At 71.0% G+C, this 19862-nt stretch carries 14 protein-coding genes and 2 tRNA genes; 11 read left to right on the plus strand and 5 right to left on the minus strand.

Going from position 1 to position 19862, the window contains the following annotated elements; genetic code table 11:
- Positions 1-8: 8 nt before the first annotated feature.
- Entirely contained in the window at positions 9-821 is an 813-nt protein-coding gene (locus tag BLV96_RS23180; protein ID WP_086675610.1) for a class I SAM-dependent methyltransferase, read from the minus strand.
- The gene (locus BLV96_RS23185; RefSeq protein WP_086675609.1) at positions 821-1504 is read right to left on the minus strand and encodes a FadR/GntR family transcriptional regulator; all 684 of its coding nucleotides are present in this window, start codon (positions 1502-1504) and stop codon (positions 821-823) included. The genes BLV96_RS23180 and BLV96_RS23185 overlap by 1 nt, the downstream gene beginning before the upstream one ends.
- A 44-nt stretch (positions 1505-1548) precedes the next feature.
- Here BLV96_RS23185 and BLV96_RS23190 point away from each other — a divergent pair, with 44 nt between their 5' ends.
- Together BLV96_RS23190 and BLV96_RS23200 are read left to right on the plus strand one after the other, a co-directional pair.
- Complete coding sequence (locus BLV96_RS23190; RefSeq protein ID WP_086675608.1) at positions 1549-2172, plus strand: GNAT family N-acetyltransferase; 624 nt, start codon at positions 1549-1551, stop codon at positions 2170-2172.
- A 260-nt stretch (positions 2173-2432) separates the two neighbouring features.
- Positions 2433-3209 carry a sulfite exporter TauE/SafE family protein gene (locus BLV96_RS23200; protein ID WP_086675607.1) on the plus strand — a complete coding sequence of 259 codons (777 nt, stop codon included), beginning with the start codon at positions 2433-2435 and terminating at the stop codon, positions 3207-3209.
- Here the strand turns inward: BLV96_RS23200 and hisC are convergent.
- A complete protein-coding gene (gene hisC / locus BLV96_RS23205) occupies positions 3199-4254 on the minus strand; it encodes a histidinol-phosphate transaminase (protein WP_086675606.1) in 1056 nt (351 codons plus the stop codon). The two genes, BLV96_RS23200 and hisC, sit on opposite strands and share 11 nt — an antisense overlap.
- 146 nt (positions 4255-4400) lie before the next feature.
- Between hisC and BLV96_RS23210 the strand changes: the two genes are divergently transcribed.
- The 6 genes from BLV96_RS23210 (at position 4401) to BLV96_RS23235 (ending at position 12082) form a co-directional block, all read left to right on the plus strand.
- On the plus strand, positions 4401-5030 hold the full coding sequence (locus BLV96_RS23210; RefSeq protein WP_086675605.1) for a dienelactone hydrolase family protein: 630 nt from the start codon (positions 4401-4403) through the stop codon (positions 5028-5030).
- Positions 5031-5049: 19 nt separating this feature from the next.
- Positions 5050-7029, plus strand: coding sequence for an acetoacetate--CoA ligase (locus BLV96_RS23215; RefSeq protein ID WP_086675604.1), 1980 nt, complete (start codon positions 5050-5052; stop codon positions 7027-7029).
- Positions 7030-7066: 37 nt separating this feature from the next.
- Positions 7067-8782 (plus strand): phosphatidylglycerol lysyltransferase domain-containing protein, encoded by a 1716-nt coding sequence (locus tag BLV96_RS23220; protein ID WP_086675603.1) that lies wholly within the window; start codon positions 7067-7069, stop codon positions 8780-8782.
- Positions 8783-8847: 65 nt separating this feature from the next.
- Positions 8848-8937, plus strand: a tRNA-Ser gene (locus BLV96_RS23225).
- 46 nt (positions 8938-8983) lie between these two features.
- Positions 8984-9057 (plus strand) — tRNA-Arg (locus BLV96_RS23230).
- Positions 9058-9244: 187 nt separating this feature from the next.
- Entirely contained in the window at positions 9245-12082 is a 2838-nt protein-coding gene (locus BLV96_RS23235; RefSeq protein WP_143051018.1) for an AfsR/SARP family transcriptional regulator, read from the plus strand.
- A gap of 6 nt (positions 12083-12088) precedes the next feature.
- Here BLV96_RS23235 and BLV96_RS23240 read toward each other — a convergent pair whose 3' ends face one another.
- Together BLV96_RS23240 and BLV96_RS23245 are read right to left on the minus strand one after the other, a co-directional pair.
- Positions 12089-12655 carry an RNA polymerase sigma factor gene (locus tag BLV96_RS23240; protein ID WP_086675601.1) on the minus strand — a complete coding sequence of 189 codons (567 nt, stop codon included), beginning with the start codon at positions 12653-12655 and terminating at the stop codon, positions 12089-12091.
- A 118-nt stretch (positions 12656-12773) separates the two neighbouring features.
- A complete protein-coding gene (locus BLV96_RS23245; protein WP_143051019.1) occupies positions 12774-15374 on the minus strand; it encodes a CHAT domain-containing protein in 2601 nt (866 codons plus the stop codon).
- A 71-nt stretch (positions 15375-15445) separates the two neighbouring features.
- Here BLV96_RS23245 and BLV96_RS23250 point away from each other — a divergent pair, with 71 nt between their 5' ends.
- From BLV96_RS23250 to BLV96_RS23260, 3 genes are all read left to right on the plus strand, one after another.
- Positions 15446-16621: a S8 family peptidase gene (locus BLV96_RS23250; protein WP_086675599.1), complete on the plus strand. Its 1176-nt coding sequence runs from the start codon at positions 15446-15448 to the stop codon at positions 16619-16621.
- 244 nt (positions 16622-16865) lie between these two features.
- Positions 16866-18494 carry a glycosyl hydrolase family 18 protein gene (locus tag BLV96_RS23255; protein ID WP_091389474.1) on the plus strand — a complete coding sequence of 543 codons (1629 nt, stop codon included), beginning with the start codon at positions 16866-16868 and terminating at the stop codon, positions 18492-18494.
- Positions 18491-19837, plus strand: a complete 1347-nt coding sequence (locus BLV96_RS23260) for a cellulose binding domain-containing protein (protein WP_086684770.1) — start codon at positions 18491-18493, stop codon at positions 19835-19837. Before BLV96_RS23255 ends, BLV96_RS23260 begins: the two co-directional genes overlap by 4 nt.
- The last annotated feature ends 25 nt before the right edge of the window (positions 19838-19862 follow it).

Below are 19862 nucleotides of genomic sequence, written 5' to 3' on the forward strand. Positions count from 1 at the left end.
AGTTCCGGTCAGAAGCGGTACCGCACGATGTTCGCCATCCGCGCCATCGGGGGGAAGTACTTCAGCATCCGCAGCTGGAACCGCGTGACCGGCCGCATCCGGGCCATGACCGCCGGCGTCGACCAGTGCGCGGCGTCCAAAGAGGACACCAGCGTCAAGCCATAGCGCTCCAGCTCGTGCGGGTCGTCGATGCCCCAGTGCAACGTCGCTTTCGCGCGCCGGACCGGGGTGTTCAGCTTCTGCGCCTTGATGCCCAGCTTGCTGAACACGTCGCAGACCAGTTCCCCCGAAGGGAACTTCGCGACCAGCCGGCGGATCAGCTCGGTGCCGTCCGCGGGCGTCAGGTACATGGTTAGGCCCTCGGCGACGATCAGCGCCGGGCGGTCCGAAGGCACCTGGTCCAGCCACCCGAAATCGGTCACCGACGTGCCGATGTTCGTGTGGTTCGGCGCCGCCGCGTAGAGCTTCTCGCGCAGCTCGACCACCTCGGGGTAGTCGACGTCGTACCAGTGCACCGTCGCCGGCGGGGCGAGGCGCTGGAAGCGCGTGTCCATGCCGCAGCCCAGGTGCAGCACGATCGCGTCCGGGTGCCCGGCCAGGTACTCCGCGGCCTGCTCGTCGATCGGCTTCGCGCGCAGGACCACGCTCACCGCCGAGTCCCGCGTGATGCCGAGCTTGGCGAAGTCGTAGTCGATCTGGCGGACGGCTTCGTCGGCCGCGTGGTCGCCGAGGATCGGGTCGGCCTCGCGGCTGTCGAGCGCGCGGCCGTAGAGCGTGGCCAGCATGGTGGCCTTTTCCTCGGTGAAGTGCACCTTCTCCATCAGCGTTCCTCCGCGGCGAAGTCGTGCGCGTACGTCTTGGCGTCGACCAGGTGCTTCAGCGTCAGCTCGCGGGCCGCGGCCGGGTCGGAGCGGCGGATCGCGTCGAGGATCGCGCGGTGGTCGTCGACCGCCTTGCGGATCTGGCCCGGCAGCCGCAGCGCCGCCCGCCGCTCCTCGCCGACCAGGGCGAGCACCGACCGCAGCAGCCCCGCGACGTCGTCGTTGCCCGCGTTCTGCGCGATCACCCGGTGGAACTCGGCGTCGGCGGCGATGACGTGCAGCATGTCGCCGTCCTCGGCCGCCCGCGCCATCTCGGCGACGTTGTCCTCGAGCCGGCTCACGGTTTTCGCGGTCGCCTGCCGGGCGAGCCGTTCGGCGAGCGTCGGCTCGACGGTCGCGCGCAGGTCGAAGAGCTTTTCGACGAGCTGGTCGTGCTCGGTGAACCACGTCCGCAGGGGCTGTTCCTGCTGCTCGCGGACGTAGGTGCCGGAGCCGGCGCGGATCCGGACGTACCCGATGGAGTCGAGGACGCGCAGCGCCTGCCGCAGCGAGCCGCGGCTGATCCCGAGGTCCTCGCACAGGACGCGCTCGGCGGGCAGCCGGGAGCCCGGCGGCAGGTCGCCGGAGTCGATCCGCGCCCGCAGCCGGTCGACGGTCGCGCTCCAGACCTGCTCGGTGTCCACGCGGCCATCCTCTCAGCTCGCGGAAACTGTCGGGGGTGCCTGTCATGATCACGGGCATGGACATCCTGGGGGCATGGGTGCGGGGCTGGGTGGTCTCGCGGGCGGTGCCGGAAGCGGTCGCGGAGCCGGACGGCTTCCGCGTCGACGTCGGCCTGCCCGGCCACCGCGTCCGCTACCTGCTGCGGTCGCCGCCGGCGGTGGCCCCGCGGGCGCGGACGGTCGCGGAGCCGGGCACGTGGCTGAAGACGTGCGGCGCGCGGGAAGAGGTGCTGGCGGGCCTGACACCCGAGTGGGAGGCGAGGCCGACGGAGTACTTGATGACCTTCGACGGCGGCATCCCGCCCGCCGAGGTGCCGGCGGGGTACGACGTGACGGTGAACGGTGACGAGCCGCTGTGGTCGGTATCGGTGACGGCGGGCGGTGAACCGGCGGCCCGCGGCTGGGTCGCGGTGGCCGACGGCGTGGCGGTGTTCGACCGGATCGTCACCGAGCCCGCCCACCGGCGCCGCGGGCTCGGCCGAGTGGTGATGCACCGCCTGGGCTCGGCGGCCGGCGTGCCGTCGAGCGCGTTGCTGGCTTCGGGGGCCGGGCACGGTCTTTACGGCGCCCTCGGCTGGCGGGTGGCGTCGGAAGTGGTGCCCGCCCAGGTACCGGAAGGAGCGCGATGACCGCGCGGTTCAAGGACCTCGCCCTCGACGCGACCGACCACCAAGCCCTGGCCGACTGGTGGTGCCGCGCGATGGGGTACGTCCGCCGAGACTCCCTGACCGCGCCCGGGACACCGACATCGAGTGGGACGTGCTCGCCGACCCGGAAGGGAACGAATTCTGCGTCTTCACCCCGAACTGACTGTCTCGCCCGCCACATCTGGGCCCATCCGCTTCGCGGCCCCACGTCAACGTGCTTAGGCTCCGCACGTGAGTGCTAAATGACGTGGTGGCACGCGGTGATCGTCGTGGTCGCCGGGATCTGGGCGGGCACCATCAACGCCGTCGTCGGGTCGGGGACGCTCGTGACGTTCCCCGTTCTCGTCGCGCTGGGCTACTCGCCCGTGACCGCGACGACGTCCAACGCCATCGGCCTCGCGCCCGGCACCCTCAGCGGTGCCTGGGGGTACCGCCACGAGCTGAACGGCTACTGGCCGCAGGTCGCGAAGTTCGCCGTCGCGTCGTTCCTCGGCGCCATCGGTGGCACCATTCTGCTGCTGTCGCTGCCGAAGGACGCCTTCGAAGCCGTCGTCCCGGTGCTCGTCGGCCTCGCCGTCGTCCTCGTGATCGTGCAGCCGCGCGTCTCGAAGTGGGTCGCGAAGCGCCGCGAAGAGAACGGCGAGACCGAGCACAAAGCCGGTCCGCTGCTGATGTTCTTCATCTTCCTCATCGGCATCTACGGCGGGTACTTCACCGCCGCGCAGGGCGTGATGCTCATGGCGGTCATGGGGATGCTGCTGTCCGAACCGCTGCAGAAGCTCAACGGCGTCAAGAACGTCCTCGCCGCCGTGGTGAACGTCGTCGCCGGCGTCATCTACGCCTTCGTCGCGCCGATCAGCTGGCCCGTCGTGCTGTGGCTGGCCGTCGGCTCGACCGCCGGCGGCTTCCTCGGCGCGAAGATCGGCCGGAAGCTGCCGCCGGCGGTGCTGCGCGGCGTGATCGTCGTGATCGGCATCGCCGCCGTCGTCCAGCTGGTCGTCAAGCAGTTCAGCGACTGAAGTCGCGCGCCGCGGCCAGGAAGAGGTCGTTCTCCTCGCGGGTGCCGATCGTCACGCGCACGCCGTCGCCGGCGAACGGGCGCACCACCAGCTTGCGGTCCAGCGCGTGCTCGGCGAACGGCACGGCCTGCTCACCGAGCGGCAGCCAGACGAAGTTCGCCTGCGTCTCGGGCACCTGGTAGCCGGCCGCGAGCAGCTCGTCGCGCACCCGCCCGCGCTCGGCGACGATCTCCTGGCAGCGCGCCAGCAGCTCGTCGGCGGCGTCGAGCGACGCCAGCGCGGCCACCTGGGCCAGCATGTTCACCGAGAAGGCGACGTACACCTGGCGAAGCGCGTCCGCGATCGCCTCCGGCGCGACGGCGTAACCGACGCGCAGGCCCGCGAGGCCGTACGCCTTCGAGAAGGTGCGCAGCACCATGACGTTCGACCGCGTCCGCGTGTACTCGACGCCGTCGGGCACCTCTGGGTCGGTGACGAACTCCTTGTACGCCTCGTCCAGCACCACCAGCACGCGCTGCGGGACCGCGTCGATGAACCGCTCGAGCTCCGCGCGGCGGATCGCCGTGCCGGTCGGGTTGTTGGGGTTGCAGACGAAGACCACGCGCGTCCGGTCGGTGATCGCCGCGAGCATCGCGTCGAGGTCCAGCTCCTGGCCCTCGGTGATCGGGACGAGCACGGGCTTCGCGTGCGCCACCTGCGTGACGATCGGGTAGGCCTCGAACGACCGCCAGCCGAAGAGCACCTCGTCACCGGGGGCGCAGGCCGCCTGGATCGTCTGCTGGCACAGCGACACCGAGCCGCAGCCGATCGCGACGCGCTCCACCGGCACGTCCAGCTCGCGCGCCAGCCGCTCGCGCAGCACCTGCGAGCCGGTGTCGGGGTAACGGTTGATACCGGCCGCGGCTTCGGCGATCGCCTGCGCGACGCTCGGCAGGGCGCCGCCCGGCACCTCGTTGCTCGCCAGCTTGATCGCGCCTTCGATCGTCCGGCCGGGGATGTACTTCGGCAACGATTCGAGGTCGGCACGGGGGGACACGGACGACATCTTCGGCGCTCCTCCGATTGAACGGGACAACCCCGTCACCGTATCTTTTCCGGCCGCCGCCCCGCGACTCCCTTCAGGCGGTATGTGACCAGGAGACCTGCCAGACTGGGTTCCTTCCGTTCACCTCCAAGTGATTGAGTGACGCAATGACGTCGACCAGCACCGTGGACTACCAGCGCACCGACGGCCGGGCCCTCACCCTGACCTTTTCGGAACCGGAAGGGTCGCTACGCGGCGGTTTGGTGGTCCTGCACGAGGCGGACGGCGTCACGGACGGCGTGAAGCTGCTGCTCGCCAGCCTCGCCCTGGAGGGCTGGCTGACCGTCACCCCGCACCTCGAAAACGCGGAGCTGACGCAGCAGGACCTGCTCGACGCGACGGACATCACACTCGCCTGGCTCGTCGAGCGCGGGGTCGAGGCCGACCTGCTCGGCGTGATGGGCTTCGACCTGGGCGGCACCGCGGCCCTCGTCGTCGCTTCGCACCGCCGGCTGGGCGCGGCCGTGAGCGTCGGCGGGCAGCAGACCGCCGAACTGCCCGCACTGGTCGAAATCGCCGGGAAGCTCACCAGCCCGTGGCTCGGCATGTACGGCGACGCCGGCGACGAGGCGGGCGGCGCCGAGGTCGAGCGGCTGCGTGACGCGGCGGCGTCGGCGAAGGTCGCCACCAACGTCGTCCACTACCCGGGCGCGAACCACCGCTTCGACGCCGACCCCGGTGCGGCCGCCGAGGCGTGGCAGCGGACCCTGAACTGGTTCGACGCCCACCTGCGCTGATCGGGATTACGCTCGTGACGTGACGCACACCGCCGACGCCCCCGAAGTGCTCTGGCGACCTGAGCCGAGCCACGTTGCCGACACCAAGATCGAAGCTTTCCGCCAGTGGCTGCGTGCCGAACGCGGCGTCGAGGTGGACGACTACCGCTCGCTCTGGGAGTTCTCCGTCGAGCGTGGCCCGGAGTTCTGGACGGCGGTCGCGGACTTCCTCGGCGTGCGCTGGCACGACCAGCCCGGCGAGGTTCTCTCGGGCGAGATGCCGAACGCGGTCTGGTTCGACGGCGCCACGCTGAACTACGCCGAACACGCGCTCACCCCCGGCGTCGCGGGCGCGCCGAAGGGCGACGACGAGCTCGCGGTGATCTTCCACCGCGAAGACGGCTTCGCCGACCACCTCACGTACGGCGACCTTCGTGCGCAGGTCGGCGCCGCGCGGGCGGCGCTGCTCGAACTGGGTGTCGGCAAGGGCGACCGCGTCGTCGCGCTGGCCCCGAACTGCCCGCAGACGCTCGTCGCGTTCCTCGCCACGGCGAGCATCGGGGCGATCTGGTCGTCGTGCTCACCGGACTTCGGTGCCCGCGCGATCGCGGACCGGTTCGTGCAGATCGAGCCGAAGGTGCTCTTCGCCGTCAACGCCTACGCGTACAACGGCCGCGAGTTCGACATCCGCGGCACGGTCACCGATCTGCGGGCGAAGCTGCCGACGCTGACCGCGACCGTGCTCGTCCAGTACGTCGGCGAAGGCCGGCTGGACGGCGCCCTGGACTGGGACGGTCTGCTCGCGAAGCACGCGGGCGCGACCCTGCTGTTCGAGCCGGTCGAGTTCGCGCACCCGCTGTGGGTGCTCTACTCGTCGGGGACCACCGGCCTGCCGAAGGGCATCGTGCACGGCCACGGCGGCATCACCCTCGAACACCTCAAGGCGCTCGCGCTGCAGACGGACCTCGGGCCGGGCGACCGGTTCTTCTGGTTCAGCACCACCGGCTGGATGATGTGGAACTTCCTGATCTCCGGCCTGCTGGTCGGCACGACGATCGTGCTCTACGACGGCAGCCCCGGGCACCCGGACCTGAACGCGCTCTGGCACCTGGCCGAGCAGCACCGCGTCACGTACTTCGGGACGTCGGCGCCGTTCATCCAGAGCTGCCTGAAGGCCGGCATCAAGCCCGCCGAGCGCTACGACCTCACGGCGTTGCGCGCGCTCGGCTCGACCGGCGCGCCGCTGAGCGTCGAGGGCTTCCGGTGGATCGTCAACGAGGTCGGCAAGGGCGTCCAGATCTGCTCGGTCTCCGGCGGCACCGACCTGTGCGCGGCGTTCGTCGCGTCGGCGCCCGACGTCCCGGTGTGGCTGGGGGAGCTGTCCTGTCCGGCGCTGGGGGCGGCGGTCAACGCGTTCGACGAAGCCGGCAACGCGGTCGTCGAAGAGGTCGGCGAGCTGGTCATCACGAAGCCGATGCCGTCGATGCCGGTGTTCTTCTGGAACGACCCGGACGGCTCGCGCCTGCGTGAGGCCTACTTCGAGATGTACCCGGGGTTGTGGCGCCACGGCGACTGGATCCGGGTCACGAACCGCGGCTCGGCGGTGATCTACGGCCGCAGCGACTCGACGCTCAACCGCGGCGGCGTCCGGATGGGCACGGCGGAGTTCTACCGGGTCGTCGAGGGCTACGACGAGATCGCGGATTCCCTGGTCGTGGACACCTCGGCGGCCGGCAACGAGGACGGTCGGCTGATCTGTTTCGTGGTGCTCGCCGGCGGCGCTTCGCTCGAAGACGTCGAGCCGCGGCTGAAGAAGGAGCTCCGTAGCGCGCTGTCACCGAGGCATGTACCCGATCGGTTCGTCGTGGTTTCGGAGATTCCCCGGACTTTGAACGGTAAAAAGTGTGAAGTACCGGTGAAGAGGATTCTGGCCGGTGTGGCTCCCGACCGGGCTGTCAGCCGCGACGCGCTGGCGAACCCGGAGGCGTTGACGCCGTTCGTGGAGCTCGCCGGGGGATAGATGGGGGAAGCATGATCGTCCACAACGGGTTGTACAGGTGGTGACGGGGACACGCGCGCAGACCACCTGGCGGGTGGCGGGGGCCACCACCGTGGGGGTGATCACCTGGGTGACCCGGCTGGCCGGACTGATGACGCTCGTCTCGGTCCTGGTGCCGGCCGGGCGCCGCAACCTGCGCGGGCACCTGTCGGAGTGGCTGGAGCTGCCGCAGGAGGCGACGGTCGCGGCGGCGACGGTCGCGCTGGTCACGGGCGTGCTGCTGGTGCTGCTGGCGGCGGGTCTGCGGCGGCGCAAGCGCCGGGCCTGGCAGCTGGCGGTCGGCGCGACGGTGCTGCTCACGGTGTCGCACATCGGGCTGCGGCACGTCTTCGGCGCCGGGATGGTGTCGGTCGTGCTGCTGGTCGGCCTCATCGCGAGCCGGCGCTACTTCGTCGCGAAGCCGGACCCGGTGGTCGGGCGCTGGCGCGCGGTGCGCGTGTTCCTGCAGCTGGCCCTGGCCGGGTTCGTGATCAACGTCATCCTGCTGTCGGTGGCTTCGCGCGCGGTGCTGGCGCCGATGAGCTTCCCGGACCGCCTGGCGGAGTCCGCGCTGGCGCTGGTCGGGGCCAGCGGACCGGCGGTGTTCCACCAGATGTGGCTGGAGGACATGACGGCGGCCGTCGGGCTGCTGTTCGGCCTCGCCGCGGTCCTGGTGTCGGCGTACTTCCTGCTGCGCTCGGCCGAGCCGGCGCCCCGGCTGACCGACGACGAGGTCGACCGCCTGCGCAAGCTGCTCGACGAGCACGGCGAACGGGATTCGCTCGGCTACTTCGCGTTGCGGCGGGACAAGTTCGCGGTGTTCTCGAAGACGGGCAAGGCCGCGGTCACCTACCGCGTGATCGCCGGCGTGGCGCTCTGCTCGGCCGACCCGCTCGGCGACCACGAGGCGTGGCCGGGCGCGATCGAGGAGTACCTGGAGGTCTGCCGCCGCAACGGCTGGGTGCCGGCGGCGATGGGCGTCTCGGAGCTCGGCGCGACGGTCTGGGCCCGGTTCGGCCTGGAGGTCCTGGAGATCGGCGACGAGGCGGTCGTCGACGTCGACGGGTTCACGTTGGACGGACGCGTGATGCGCGGCGTCCGCCAGGCCGCGGCCCGCACGAAACGCGCGGGCTACAAGGTGCTGGTCCGCCGCACCGAGGACCTGCGCCCGGGCGAGCTGGCCGAGCTGGAGGTCCTGGCGGCCAACTGGCGCGGCACGGACACCGAGCGCGGCTTCTCGATGGCGCTCGGCCGCATGGGTGACGCGGGGTCGGTCCTGGTGACGGCCGAGCAGGGCGGCCGCGTGCGGGGCGTGCTGCAGTTCGTCCCGTGGGGCGCGGCGGGTCTGTCCCTGGACGTCATGCGCCGCGACCGCTCGGCCGACAACGGCGTCAACGAGCTGATGATCTCGGAACTCCTCCTGGCGGCGCGCCGCCACGGGATTTCCCAGGTGTCGCTCAACTTCGCGGCGTTCCGTTCGCTGATGGAACAGGGCCGGCGCATCGGCGCGGGCCCGGTCGCGAAGACGGCGGCGAAGGTCCTGCACTTCTTTTCGCGCTGGATCCAGATCGAGACGCTGTACAAGTTCAACGCGAAGTTCCAGCCCCGCTGGGTCCCGAGGTACTTGGTTTACCCGGGCGTCCGCGAGCTACCCCGCGTGGGCATCGCGACGTTCGAGGCCGAGGGGCTGGGAGGCCGGTCTCCGCGCCTGCTCAGGTTGCTGCAACGGGCTTGAGGGGGGTGCTATTCGGGGGCTCTTCGAGGGTGTGTAACCTATCTGAGCAGTGGTCGTTGGGCCCAGGAGGCTTCGCCTAGTCTGGTCTATGGCGCCGCACTGCTAATGCGGTTGGGGGTAACCCCCCCTCCCGGGTTCAAATCCCGGAGCCTCCGCTGGTGCCCGGTTCGCCGGGTGCTAGGTTAGAGAACAACTGAACACGCGCCCGTAGCTCAGCTGGATAGAGCATCTGACTACGGATCAGAAGGTCAGGGGTTCGAATCCCTTCGGGCGCACGTCTGGTTGAGACAGCAGTACACAGGCCCAGTGCCTCCTTCGGGAGGCGCTGGGCCTGTTTGCTTTTGGCCCGATCCCTGCCGGAGCAATGATTCGAAGCCGCGTCAGGCGGAATTCGCGCCGGAACGCGTTGTGACCGCAGTCAGGTTATCGGCGGTGTACGCTCGGTGAGTGGTGGTCTGTCGGGTGTTGGGGCCGACGGAAGTGGAAGCCGGCGGCGCCGGCGTCGATCTTGGTGGGCCGTTGCCCCGGCGGCTGTTCACCGCGCTGGTGATGGCCGAGGGAGAACCGGTTTCCGACGGTCGGCTGGCCGAAGCCGTGTGGGGTTCGGATCCGCCGGCTCGGGCGGCCGCCGCGCTGCAGGTCTACGTTTCCCGGCTTCGCGGGGCGTTCGGCAGCGGTGGGCGGGATCTGTTGGAGCGCACCGGATCGGGCTACCGGTTGCGAGTTCCGCCGGGGGCCGTCGATGCGGATCGCTTCGTGCGGCAGGTCGAGCGGGGGCGGCAGCTGCTCGCCGAGGACAACGCCGCGCCGGCGCTGCACGCGTTCACCGAGGCGTTGACCTGGTGGCACGGTGAGCCGTACGCGGATCTGCTGGCCGGCCCCGATGTGCTGGCCGCGCGCAGCAGGCTGGTCGAGCTGCGCGAGGTGGCGATCGAGGAGCGGCTGGCCGCGCGACTGTCGACGGGGGACGCACCGGGTGCGGTGGCCGAGCTGGACGCTGCGGTGCAGGCCGCGCCGTACCGCGAGCGGCGGTGGGCGCTGCTCATCCTCGGGCTGTACCGCTGCGGACGGCAGGGCGACGCGCTCGCCGCGCTGCGTCGCGTGCGGGGGCTGCTCGCCGCCGAGCTCGGCGTCGATCCCGGGCCGGAGCTGCAGCGGCTGGAGCGGCTCGTGCTGGCCCAGGACCTTCGGTTGCTGCTGCCCGAAACGCCTTCGGCGGCCCCGCCCGCACCGGCCGGCGGCCTGGCCGCGGCGCGCGGCTTCGCGCGTCCGCTGTCTTCGTTCCTCGGCCGCGACCGTGAGCTGACCACGGTGGCCCGGCTGCTGGCCGAGCGGCGGCTGGTCACCCTCGTGGGCCCGGCCGGGGTGGGCAAGACCCGGCTGGTCGTCGAGTACGCCGCCACCCTGCCCGACGCCGACGGTCCGTGGCTGGTCCGGCTGGCCGACGTCGGCCAACCCGAGGTGATCGTCCACGCGATCGCCAACGCCGTCGGCCTGGCGCAGGTGGCCGGTGAGCCCCGGCAGGCCCTGCGCGACGCGCTCGCCGGCCGGGCCGGGCTGCTCGTGCTGGACAACTGCGAGCACCTCGTCGGCGCCACCGCCGAGCTCACCATCGAGCTGCTCGCCGCCTGCCCCACGCTGCGGGTCCTGGCCACCAGCCGGGAACCGCTGGGGGTCGACGGCGAGGCCACCCTCACCGTGCACCCGCTACCGCTGCGAGCCGGCGACGGCACGGACGGCTCGGCGATGGCGCTGCTGCTGGACCGGATCAGGGCGGTGCGTCCCGGCTGGACACCCACGGACGAGGAACGGGCACTGGCCCGGCAGGTGTGCGCGGCGTTGGACGGCCTGCCCTTGGCCATCGAACTGGCCGCCGCCCGCGCGCGGCTGCTCGGGCTCGGGGAGATCGCCGAATACCTGCACGACCGGTTCGCCCTGCTCGGACCGGTCGCCCGCGGCTCGCTGGCCCCGCACGCCACGCTGCAGGCGGCGATCGCCTGGAGCGTCGAGCTGCTCTCCGACGACGACCGGGAGCTGCTCCTCCGGCTCTGGCCGTTCGAGGGCGGATTCCCGCTGGAGGCGGCCGAAGCGGTTCGCCCGGTGGGCTCGGCCGGCACCTCGGCGTTGGAGTCGTTGTCGTCGTTGGTCACCCGGTCGGTGGTCAGCGCGGACACCACCGTGACACCCACCCGCTACCGGCTGCTGGAGACCATCCGGGCCTACTGCCAGGCCATCGACCCCGACCCGGGCGACACCCGGCGGGCGCACGCGAGCTGGGTGCGCGACCTGGCCGCCCAGTGCACGGCGGACGTCCGCGGACAACGACACGGCGGCCGGGCCCTGCGAATCCTCGACCGGGAGCTGCCGAACCTGCGCGCGGGCATCGCGCACGACCTGACCCACCAGCCCGAACACGCCCTGCGCACCGTCGGACTGCTCGACTGGTTCTGGCTGCGGAACGGCCACTCGGCCGAGGGCCGCCGGCTCATCGACACCGCCCTGCGCGCCGCACCCCACGCGGCACACGCCAACCGCGCCCGCGCCTACCTGGCCCGCGTGATCAGCGCGGCCCTCTTCGCCGACGAGGCCGAGGTGCGGCGGATGTTCGAGGAAGCCCGGGTCGCGATCGGCGAGCCGGCCGACGACGAACACCGTGCGCTGTACGCGAGCCTGCAGTACTACCGCGCCATGTTCTGGCTGACCACCGGCCAGGTCCAGGACTCCCACGACGCCGCGGACGAGGCCGTCGCCATCGGTACCCGGCTGGGGCTGGACTGGATCCGCATCGCCGGGCTCAGGACCCGCAGCGCCGCGCTCATCCACCTCGGACACGTCGCCGCCGGCGAAGCCGGACTCATCGACACCATCGAGCAGGCCCAGCGAACCGGACAGTCCTGGTCGGCCGGCTGGTCGGAGCTCGCGCTCGCCCTGTCCTACCTCAACCGCGCGCATACCGACCCGAGCCGCGCCATCGACGCGCTGTGCCGCGCCCTGGAACGGTTCCGCCACCAAGAGGACAGCGTCTTCACGCTCGCCGTGCTCCACACCGGCGTCCATGCCCTGGTCCTCGCGGGCCGCCCGCACGACGCGGGACAGCTGCGCGCCGCCGTGCACCACCACGCCGTCCGGCTGGGGTTTCGCCCCGATCTGTTGCGGCGCTTCGGCTCTCCCGACAGCGACCACGTGGTCGACACCGCACTCGGCCCGGACGACCGCGACACCGCTGCCGCCGAAGGGGCCGCCCTGAGCTGGCTCGACATGATCGACCTGCTCACCTCGGCGCGAACAGCCCCCGGCTGAGCGGACCTACGCAGCGGCCGCGGTGATCAGCGCGGTGATGGCGGGGTTGCGGCGCAGGCGGCCCAGACAGCGTTGCCGGGTCGGTCCGATGGTGCCGACGGGTATCCGGAGCGTCGTGCTGATCTGGGTGTAGGGGGCAGGCGGGTCGCGGAAGAGCATCGACATCAGGTGCCGGTCCCGGTCCGGCAGTGTCGCGATGGCGTGCCGCAGGGTGGTTCGCCGCTCCAGCTCCAGGAGCTGTGCGTCGGGCTCCGGTCGGGTGTCGGCGATGTCCCATTCGTCGGTGCAGGTCTGACGAGCGTGGTGGCGCAGCACGGCGAGGCATTCCCGCTGGGTGGTGACGGACAGCCAGCCGGGCAGTGCGGCGGGCGTGCGCAGGTCGGCCAGGTGGGTCACCAGCCGCAGCCAGACCACGCCGGTCACGTCGTCGATGTCCGCGGCGGCCAAGCCGTGGCGGTGGCACACCGACCGCACCAGCGGGGTGTAGCGCCGCACGATTTCCCGCCAGCCGGCCGGGTTTCCGCGCACGGCGTCGTGCACCAGACGGTCCACGAGATCGTCGTTGTCTGACATCGTGTCTCCAGCGATGAGGATCCGGCCGCCTTGCGGGCCGGAATCGGTTGTCCGCCTTTCTAAGCGGTCCGGCCTGCGGACGGCCTGCAATCCACCTGCAGGCGTGGAGCAGGTCTCTTCAATCGCCGCCGATGCTGACGAAACCGGCCGCCGCGGCGAGGTCGGCCAGGCTCCGGTCACGCATCTCTTGCTGGGCCTCGGCCAGCGCGACCGGTGCGGGGCGGCCGGTGGCCATCCCGCGGTGCAGCGCGATCATCAACGGCGCGGTCTCGGCGTCCGGGATCGGCATCACCGAAGCGATCAACCGGGTGGCGCTCCGGCTCATGAACGTCGTGCTCAGCCCCAGCAGCTCGTCGCCGGTCCGCACCACCGAACGGCCGCCGTCGCAGCACGCGAGGATCACGGTGTGCGGCACCCGGGGGAGCCGTTCGAGGTCGTACGCGATCAGCGGGCCGTCGGCCAGCCGCAGCGAGGAGAACAACGGGTTGTCGGTGTTCAGGCTGCCGTGCGTCGCGAGGTGTGCCACCTCGGCGTCGGCCAGTGCGGCGAGCACTCCGTCGACCGTCGCGGTGCCGTCCACCAGGGGAGTGCAGCCGTGGATGGCGGCGACCGCGAGCGCTTCGTCCCGGGCACCGGGCAGATCGGGGCCGGCCGCCACCAGGACCGTCCTGGCGGGACGGACCGGCGCACTGGACGCGGCGCACCACAAGGTCGCCGACGGCGAGACGGTGACCGGACGGCCGAGGCAGGAGGGCAGCACCGACCAGGGCATGCTGTGCAGGAGACCGGTCGGCACGAGCACCAGCGGCCGCCGGTCCAGCTCGGGAAGCGGCCCGAGCAGCAAGTCGTCGAGCCGCCGGGCCGTGTCGGCGAGCAGCGCGGCCGCCGCCGGCTGGGCCGGGCCCTTCCGCGCCAACCGGTGCAGTGCGAACAGCAGTCGTTCGGTCGACTCGGCGATCAGGGAGACCGGCCCCAGCGGGCGCAGCCGCAGCCGTCGGTCGACCAGGGTGAGCGCGTGCAGGATTCCGTCCCATTGCACGAATTCCGCGAGCGCCCGCTCCCCCAACGCCGTACCGAGCCGGTTCGGCCGAACCGGCTCGACCGCCGGTCCGCCGGACTGTGGCGGGTGCAGCCGGCAGTGGTCCCGGATCTGCCGCTCGAGCGTCAACTGGCGGTGCGCCGGGCTCGGCCGGCCCAGGCTGATCTCCGCCGAAACCGACCGGAGCCGCGCGAGCAGTCCGGCCAGCACGGGATCCTCCGCGGGCAGCACCGGCCGGTGCAGCAGCCGGTTGGCCCGACCCCGCTCGGCCCACTCCAGCACACCGGCGGGCCGGCCGGCGCGGATCGCGGTCCGCAGCCCCAGCTCGCTGAGCTCGACCCGGTGGGCGGCGGAGTGCACCCGCAGATCGGTCGCGCCCAACGCCGCCGCGTGCTCGTCGAGCACCCGCAACCCCGCTCGCGCCGCCACCGCGGCACCGCGCGGGTCGTCGTTCTCCTCGCGCAGCCTCGCCTCGGCGAACCACCCGCGCGCCCGGATCGCCGCCGGGCCGCGGCCGCGGGCCCTGGCCGCCTGACGGAGCTGCTCGCCACCCTGGTCGGGCCGGCCCCGGAGGAACGACACCCGGGCGGCCACCACCCGCGCCTCGACCTCGGCCGCCGGCCAGCCGCTGCCGGCGAGGGTGCCGACCATGTCCTCGACGAGCACGGAGCTGATGCGTTCTCCCTGCCCCAAGGCGAGTTTGGCGCGGTATCGGGCGAGTCTCGCCAGCGCCGTCCACGCGGCACGTCGCTGGCGGCTGAAGCCGCGCAGCGCGAGGTCGGCCTGTTCGAGGCAACGCTGCCAGTCGCTGTCCAGGAACGCGATCTGCGCCAGGAGCAGCCGCAGCTCCGGGATCTTGAGCCGGCGTTGTTCCCGCTGGCAGGCGACGATCGCGCGTTCGGCGAACTCGCGTGCCTCCGAGGTCAGGCCCACCGACAACAGCAGCTCGCCGTGGTCCTGCAGTACCGCGGCGAGCTGACCGCCGTGCTCGGCGATGGTCCGCTCGGCCGTGGCCAGGTGGTCCAGCGCGGCCGGCACGTGGCCGCGCAACGCGGCGACGAACCCGAGGTTCTGTTCGACGATGCCGACCGCGAGGCCGCGCCCCAGCGCTCTGGACACCTGCCCCGATTCGCGGAGATCACGGACCGCGGCCGCGAAGTCGTGCAGCCAGCCGTGCACGATCCCGCGATTGACCAGCGCCCGGGCGACGCCGACCCGGTCGTCGATCCGGCGCAGGTACGGCAACGCGCGGTCGAGGTCGGCCAGCGCCTCGTCGAGCCGGCCGATCTCCACCAGAATCGCGCCTCGTTGCGCCCGGATCCGCATCAGCGCGTCACCCTGAATGCCATTCAAGGCACCATCGATCTCACCGAGAGCCAGTTCCGGCTTTCCCCGCAGAATCAACGCGTAGGCCAGCCTGATGCGCGCTTCGCTGACCAGTTCGGCCGAATCGGCGGCCAAGCCGTGGTCGACGGCTCTGCGAAGGTGCCGGATCGCGGTGGCCAGTTCACCACATTGGACCAGCGAATGGCCCCACGCTCGTTCTGCTATCGACGCTGCTGCGTTGTCACCTTCGCGCCGGGCACTGCGGGCTGCCTCCGAGGCCGCGCTCACCGCGCTGCTCGGATTCAGATCCGCCAGCCGCGCGGCGTTCTCGGCGACCTCGAGCGCAGCTGTCACGTATCAACCTCGCGGGTCGCGGCTCCGTATATTTCAAGTGGTTTTACCATACCCGGGGAAAGGGGAGCTCGATGAGTGCTGAATTGATCATCGACGCGAGGCATTGTCAGTTGGTCGTTGACTTCCTGGGCGACCACCTCCAGCTTCCGGGGGCGCGCGTGATCGAGGTCGACAAACGGCTCGATCTCGCTCTGGTCGACGTCCCCGGGGTGGCGCCGGCGCTGATCGATCCGCAGGCCGGCGAACCGATCGAACCGATCGAAACCGTGCTTCGTGAATTGCGAACCCAGTTCGGCAGCGCCTTCGGCGGCTGGTCGCCGGAGATGGACAAGAACAACGAAGTGGCCAACGTCGTGACCTGGCCGGGAACGAAGGGGGCCGCGAACGATCCGCAACTGCCGGTCGGTCCGGCGACCTGGCAGCGAGTCGTGCAGGAGGCGCACCCCGGCGGCGGCGTCGATCCGGCGATGGGCCGGGACGTCAGGATCTGCGTCCTGGACACGCACATGTCCGCGCACCCGGACTTGGCGGGCGCGTACATCGCGGTCGAGCACGGGCTCCTCCAGGCCGGGGCGACGCCGCCGTCGGCGGGAGACGGCCACGCCACGTTCGTCGCCGGTCTTGTGCACGCGTACGCGCCGGCGGCGACCCTGATCACCGACTGGTTCCTCAACCAGAACCAGTCCTCCGCGCTGACCTGGGACGTCGCCAAGAAGCTCGCCTCGTTGGCCGGCCGTGGCTTCGACGTGGTCAACCTTTCGTTCGGATCGCGGACCGTCGGCGGAAGTGTCCCGTTCGCGATGCGCCGGGCGATCGAGAAGCTGTCGGCCGACACGCTGGTGGTCGCTGCGGCCGGGAACCACGGCGCGACCGACCATGCGAAAGCGCCCATGTGGCCGGCGGCGCTCCCGGGCGTCATCGCGGTCGGCGCGACCGGCCAGGACGGTTGCCGTGCTCCCTTCAGTCCCAACCTGCCGTGGGTGGAGTGCACGGCACCGGGGACCGACGTGCTGTCCACCTACCTGACCGGCCCGGTGACCCTCTACTCCGGGGACCCCTCGGACCCCGCGGAATTCCACGGCTTCGCCAGGTGGAGCGGTACCTCGTTCGCCGCCGCGAAGGTGACCGGGATGATCGCGGCCCGGACCGTGCCCGAGCGCGTGAGCGCGAAGGACGCGTTCAACCTGTTGCTGACCGACCCGGATTCAGTGGTGAAGCCCTTCGAATGGCAGGAGGAGCCGGAGTAGCTCCGGCACTACGCCGATCGACTCGCAGCCGAGCCCGGTTCGCCGGGTTCGGCTGCTTTGCGTAACTGGACTGGACCAGTGAGCTGACCTTCGTCCCGGCTGGTCAGCCTCCGGTCGGCACTCTCCGTGGTTGTTCTTCCTTAATTGGTCTGGACCACGTAACGTCTTCGCAAACGGTGCGAAAACGCCGCCTCGGTCCCCCCGCGGTGCCGCGCCGTTCCCGTACCTGGCTCAAGGGAGAGCGATGTCCAGAAAGAGATGGCACCTCCTCGGTTTGTTCACCGCGGTCGGCGCACTCGCGGTCGGTCTGGTGACCGTGCCCGCCAGCGCCGCCGGCGGCGTCAGCGCCAACTTCAGCAAGGGCTCCGACTGGGGCTCCGGGTATGAAGGCAAGTACACGATCAACAACGGCTCCGGCTCGACGCTGGCCGCCTGGACGGTCGAGTTCGACCTCCCGTCCGGCGCCAAGATCGCGTCGCTCTGGGACGGCAGCTACACCGCGGCCGGCCAGCACGTCACCGTCAAGAACTCCTGGAACGGCAACGTCGGCAACGGTTCGACCGCGAGCTTCGGCTTCAACGTCAGCTACTCCGGCACCTACTCGGCGCCGGCGAACTGCAAGCTGAACGGCGGGTCCTGCGACGCCGGCGGTGGCACCCCGACCACGACGCCGACCACCCCGACGCAGCCGACGACCACCCCCACCACCCCGACCACGCCCCCGACGACGACCACCACCACGCCGCCCCCGCCGGGTGGCCTGAAGAACGTCGGCTACTTCGTGCAGTGGGGCGTCTACGGCCGCAACTACCACGTCAAGAACATCGAGACGTCCGGCTCGGCCAGCAAGCTGACGCACATCAACTACTCGTTCGGCAACGTCACGAACGGCTCGTGCACCGCCAACGACGACCCCTACGCCGACTACCAGAAGACCTACGACGCCGCGGGTAGCGTCGACGGTGTCGCCGACACCTGGGACCAGCCGGTCGCGGGCAACTTCAACCAGCTGCGCAAGCTGAAGAAGCTGCACCCGGGCCTCAAGATCATCTGGTCGTTCGGCGGCTGGACGTACTCCGGTGGGTTCGGCCAGGCCGCGCAGAACCCGGCCGCCTTCGCGCAGTCGTGCTACAACCTGCTGAAGGACCCGCGCTGGGCCGACATCTGGGACGGCATCGACATCGACTGGGAGTACCCGAACGCGTGCGGGCTCTCCTGTGACTCCAGCGGCGCGAACTCGTACAAGAACCTGCTGTCCGCGCTGCGGTCGAAGTTCGGCTCGTCGTTCCTGGTCACCTCGGCCATCTCGGCGGACGGCAGCAACGGCGGCAAGCTCGACGTCGCCGACTACGCCGGTGCCGCGCCGTACGTCGACTGGTTCAACGTCATGACCTACGACTACTTCGGCGCCTGGGCGCCGCAGGGCCCGACGGCTCCGCACTCGCCGCTGACCAACTTCACCGGCATCCCGACCCCGGGCTTCTACTCCGACGCCGCGATCCAGAAGCTGAAGAGCAAGGGCGTCCCGTCGAGCAAGCTGTTGCTGGGCATCGGCTTCTACGGCCGCGGCTGGACCGGCGTCACGCAGTCGACCCCGGGCGGCACGGCGACCGGCCCCGCGCCGGGCACCTACGAGCAGGGCATCGAGGACTACAAGGTCCTGAAGAACACCTGCCCGTCGACCGGCACGTTCGCCGGCACCGCGTACGCCAAGTGCGGCAGCAACTGGTGGAGCTACGACACCCCGGCGACCATCGGCGGCAAGATGTCCTATGCCAAGCAGCAGGGTCTCGGCGGCGCCTTCTTCTGGGAGCTGACCGGTGACACCACGGGCGGCGAGCTCATCACCGCGATGAAGAACGGCCTGTCGTGACGCGCCGGTGGTTGCCCGCACTCGGGCTGGCGGCCGCGGCCGCCACGATCGGCGCGATGTTCGTGATCGCGCCGGCGAACGCGGCGGGCGGGGTGTCCGCGACCTTCTCGAAGGGCTCCGACTGGGGCACCGGGTACGAAGGCAAGTACACGATCGCCAACGGCTCGGGCTCGACGCTCGCCGCCTGGACCGTCGAGTTCGACCTGCCGAGCGGGGCGAAGATCTCGTCGCTGTGGGACGGCAGCTACACGGCGTCCGGCCAGCACGTCACGGTGAAGAACTCGTGGAACGGCAACGTCGGCAACGGCGGTAGCGCGAGCTTCGGCTTCAACGTGACGTACTCGGGTTCGTACGTCGCGCCGTCGAACTGCAAGCTGAACGGGGGTTCGTGCTCCGCCGGGGGCACACCCCCCACGACCACGACGCCGCCTACGACGACGACCCCGCCGACGACGACCACCCCGCCGCCGGGCGGCCGGGGCGCGCCCTACCTGTACATGGGCTGGGGCAGCCCGCCGAACCCGCAGACGGTGATGAACGCGACCGGGATCAAGTGGTTCACCATGGCGTTCATCAACGCCTCCGGTGGCTGCAACCCGGCGTGGGACAGCAGCCGGCCGCTCTCCGGTAGCGCCGACGCCACCGCGATCTCGCAGATCAAGGCGGCGGGCGGCCAGGTCGTCCCGTCGTTCGGCGGCTGGAGCGGCAACAAGCTCGGGCCGAACTGCTCGACGCCGGCCGCGCTGGCCGGTGCCTACCAGCAGGTGATCAACGCGTACGGGCTGAAGGCGATCGACATCGACATCGAGAACTCCGACGAGTTCGAGAACGAGGCCGTGCAGGACCGCATCCTGGGCGCGCTCAAGATCGTCAAGCAGAACAACCCGGGGATCCAGACGATCCTTACTTTCGGCACGTCGACGACCGGCCCGAACTTCTACGGCAACCGGCTCATCGACCAGTCGAAGGCCCTGGGCGCGAACGTGGACGTGTACACGATCATGCCGTTCGACTTCGGTGGCGGCGCGAACATGTACAACAGCACGACGAGCGCGGCGAACGGCCTGCGGGACAAGCTCAAGTCGACGTTCGGCTGGAGCGACGCCACGGCGTACGCGCACCTGGGCATCTCGGGCATGAACGGGCTGTCCGACCAGCAGGAGCTGACCGACCTGTCGACCTGGACCCAGATCACGAACTGGGCCAAGTCGAACAAGATCGCCCGCCTGGCGTTCTGGTCGGTCAACCGCGACCGGGGCTGCCCCGGCGGCGGCGTCCAGTCGGCGTGCAGCGGCATCGCCCAGAACGACTGGGACTTCACCAAGGTGACGGCGGGCTTCTGACGTCGTCGTGAACGAAGGCCTCCTT

Source organism: Amycolatopsis pretoriensis (assembly GCF_900107925.1).
In the GTDB taxonomy this organism is placed as follows: Bacteria; Actinomycetota; Actinomycetes; order Mycobacteriales; family Pseudonocardiaceae; genus Amycolatopsis; species Amycolatopsis pretoriensis.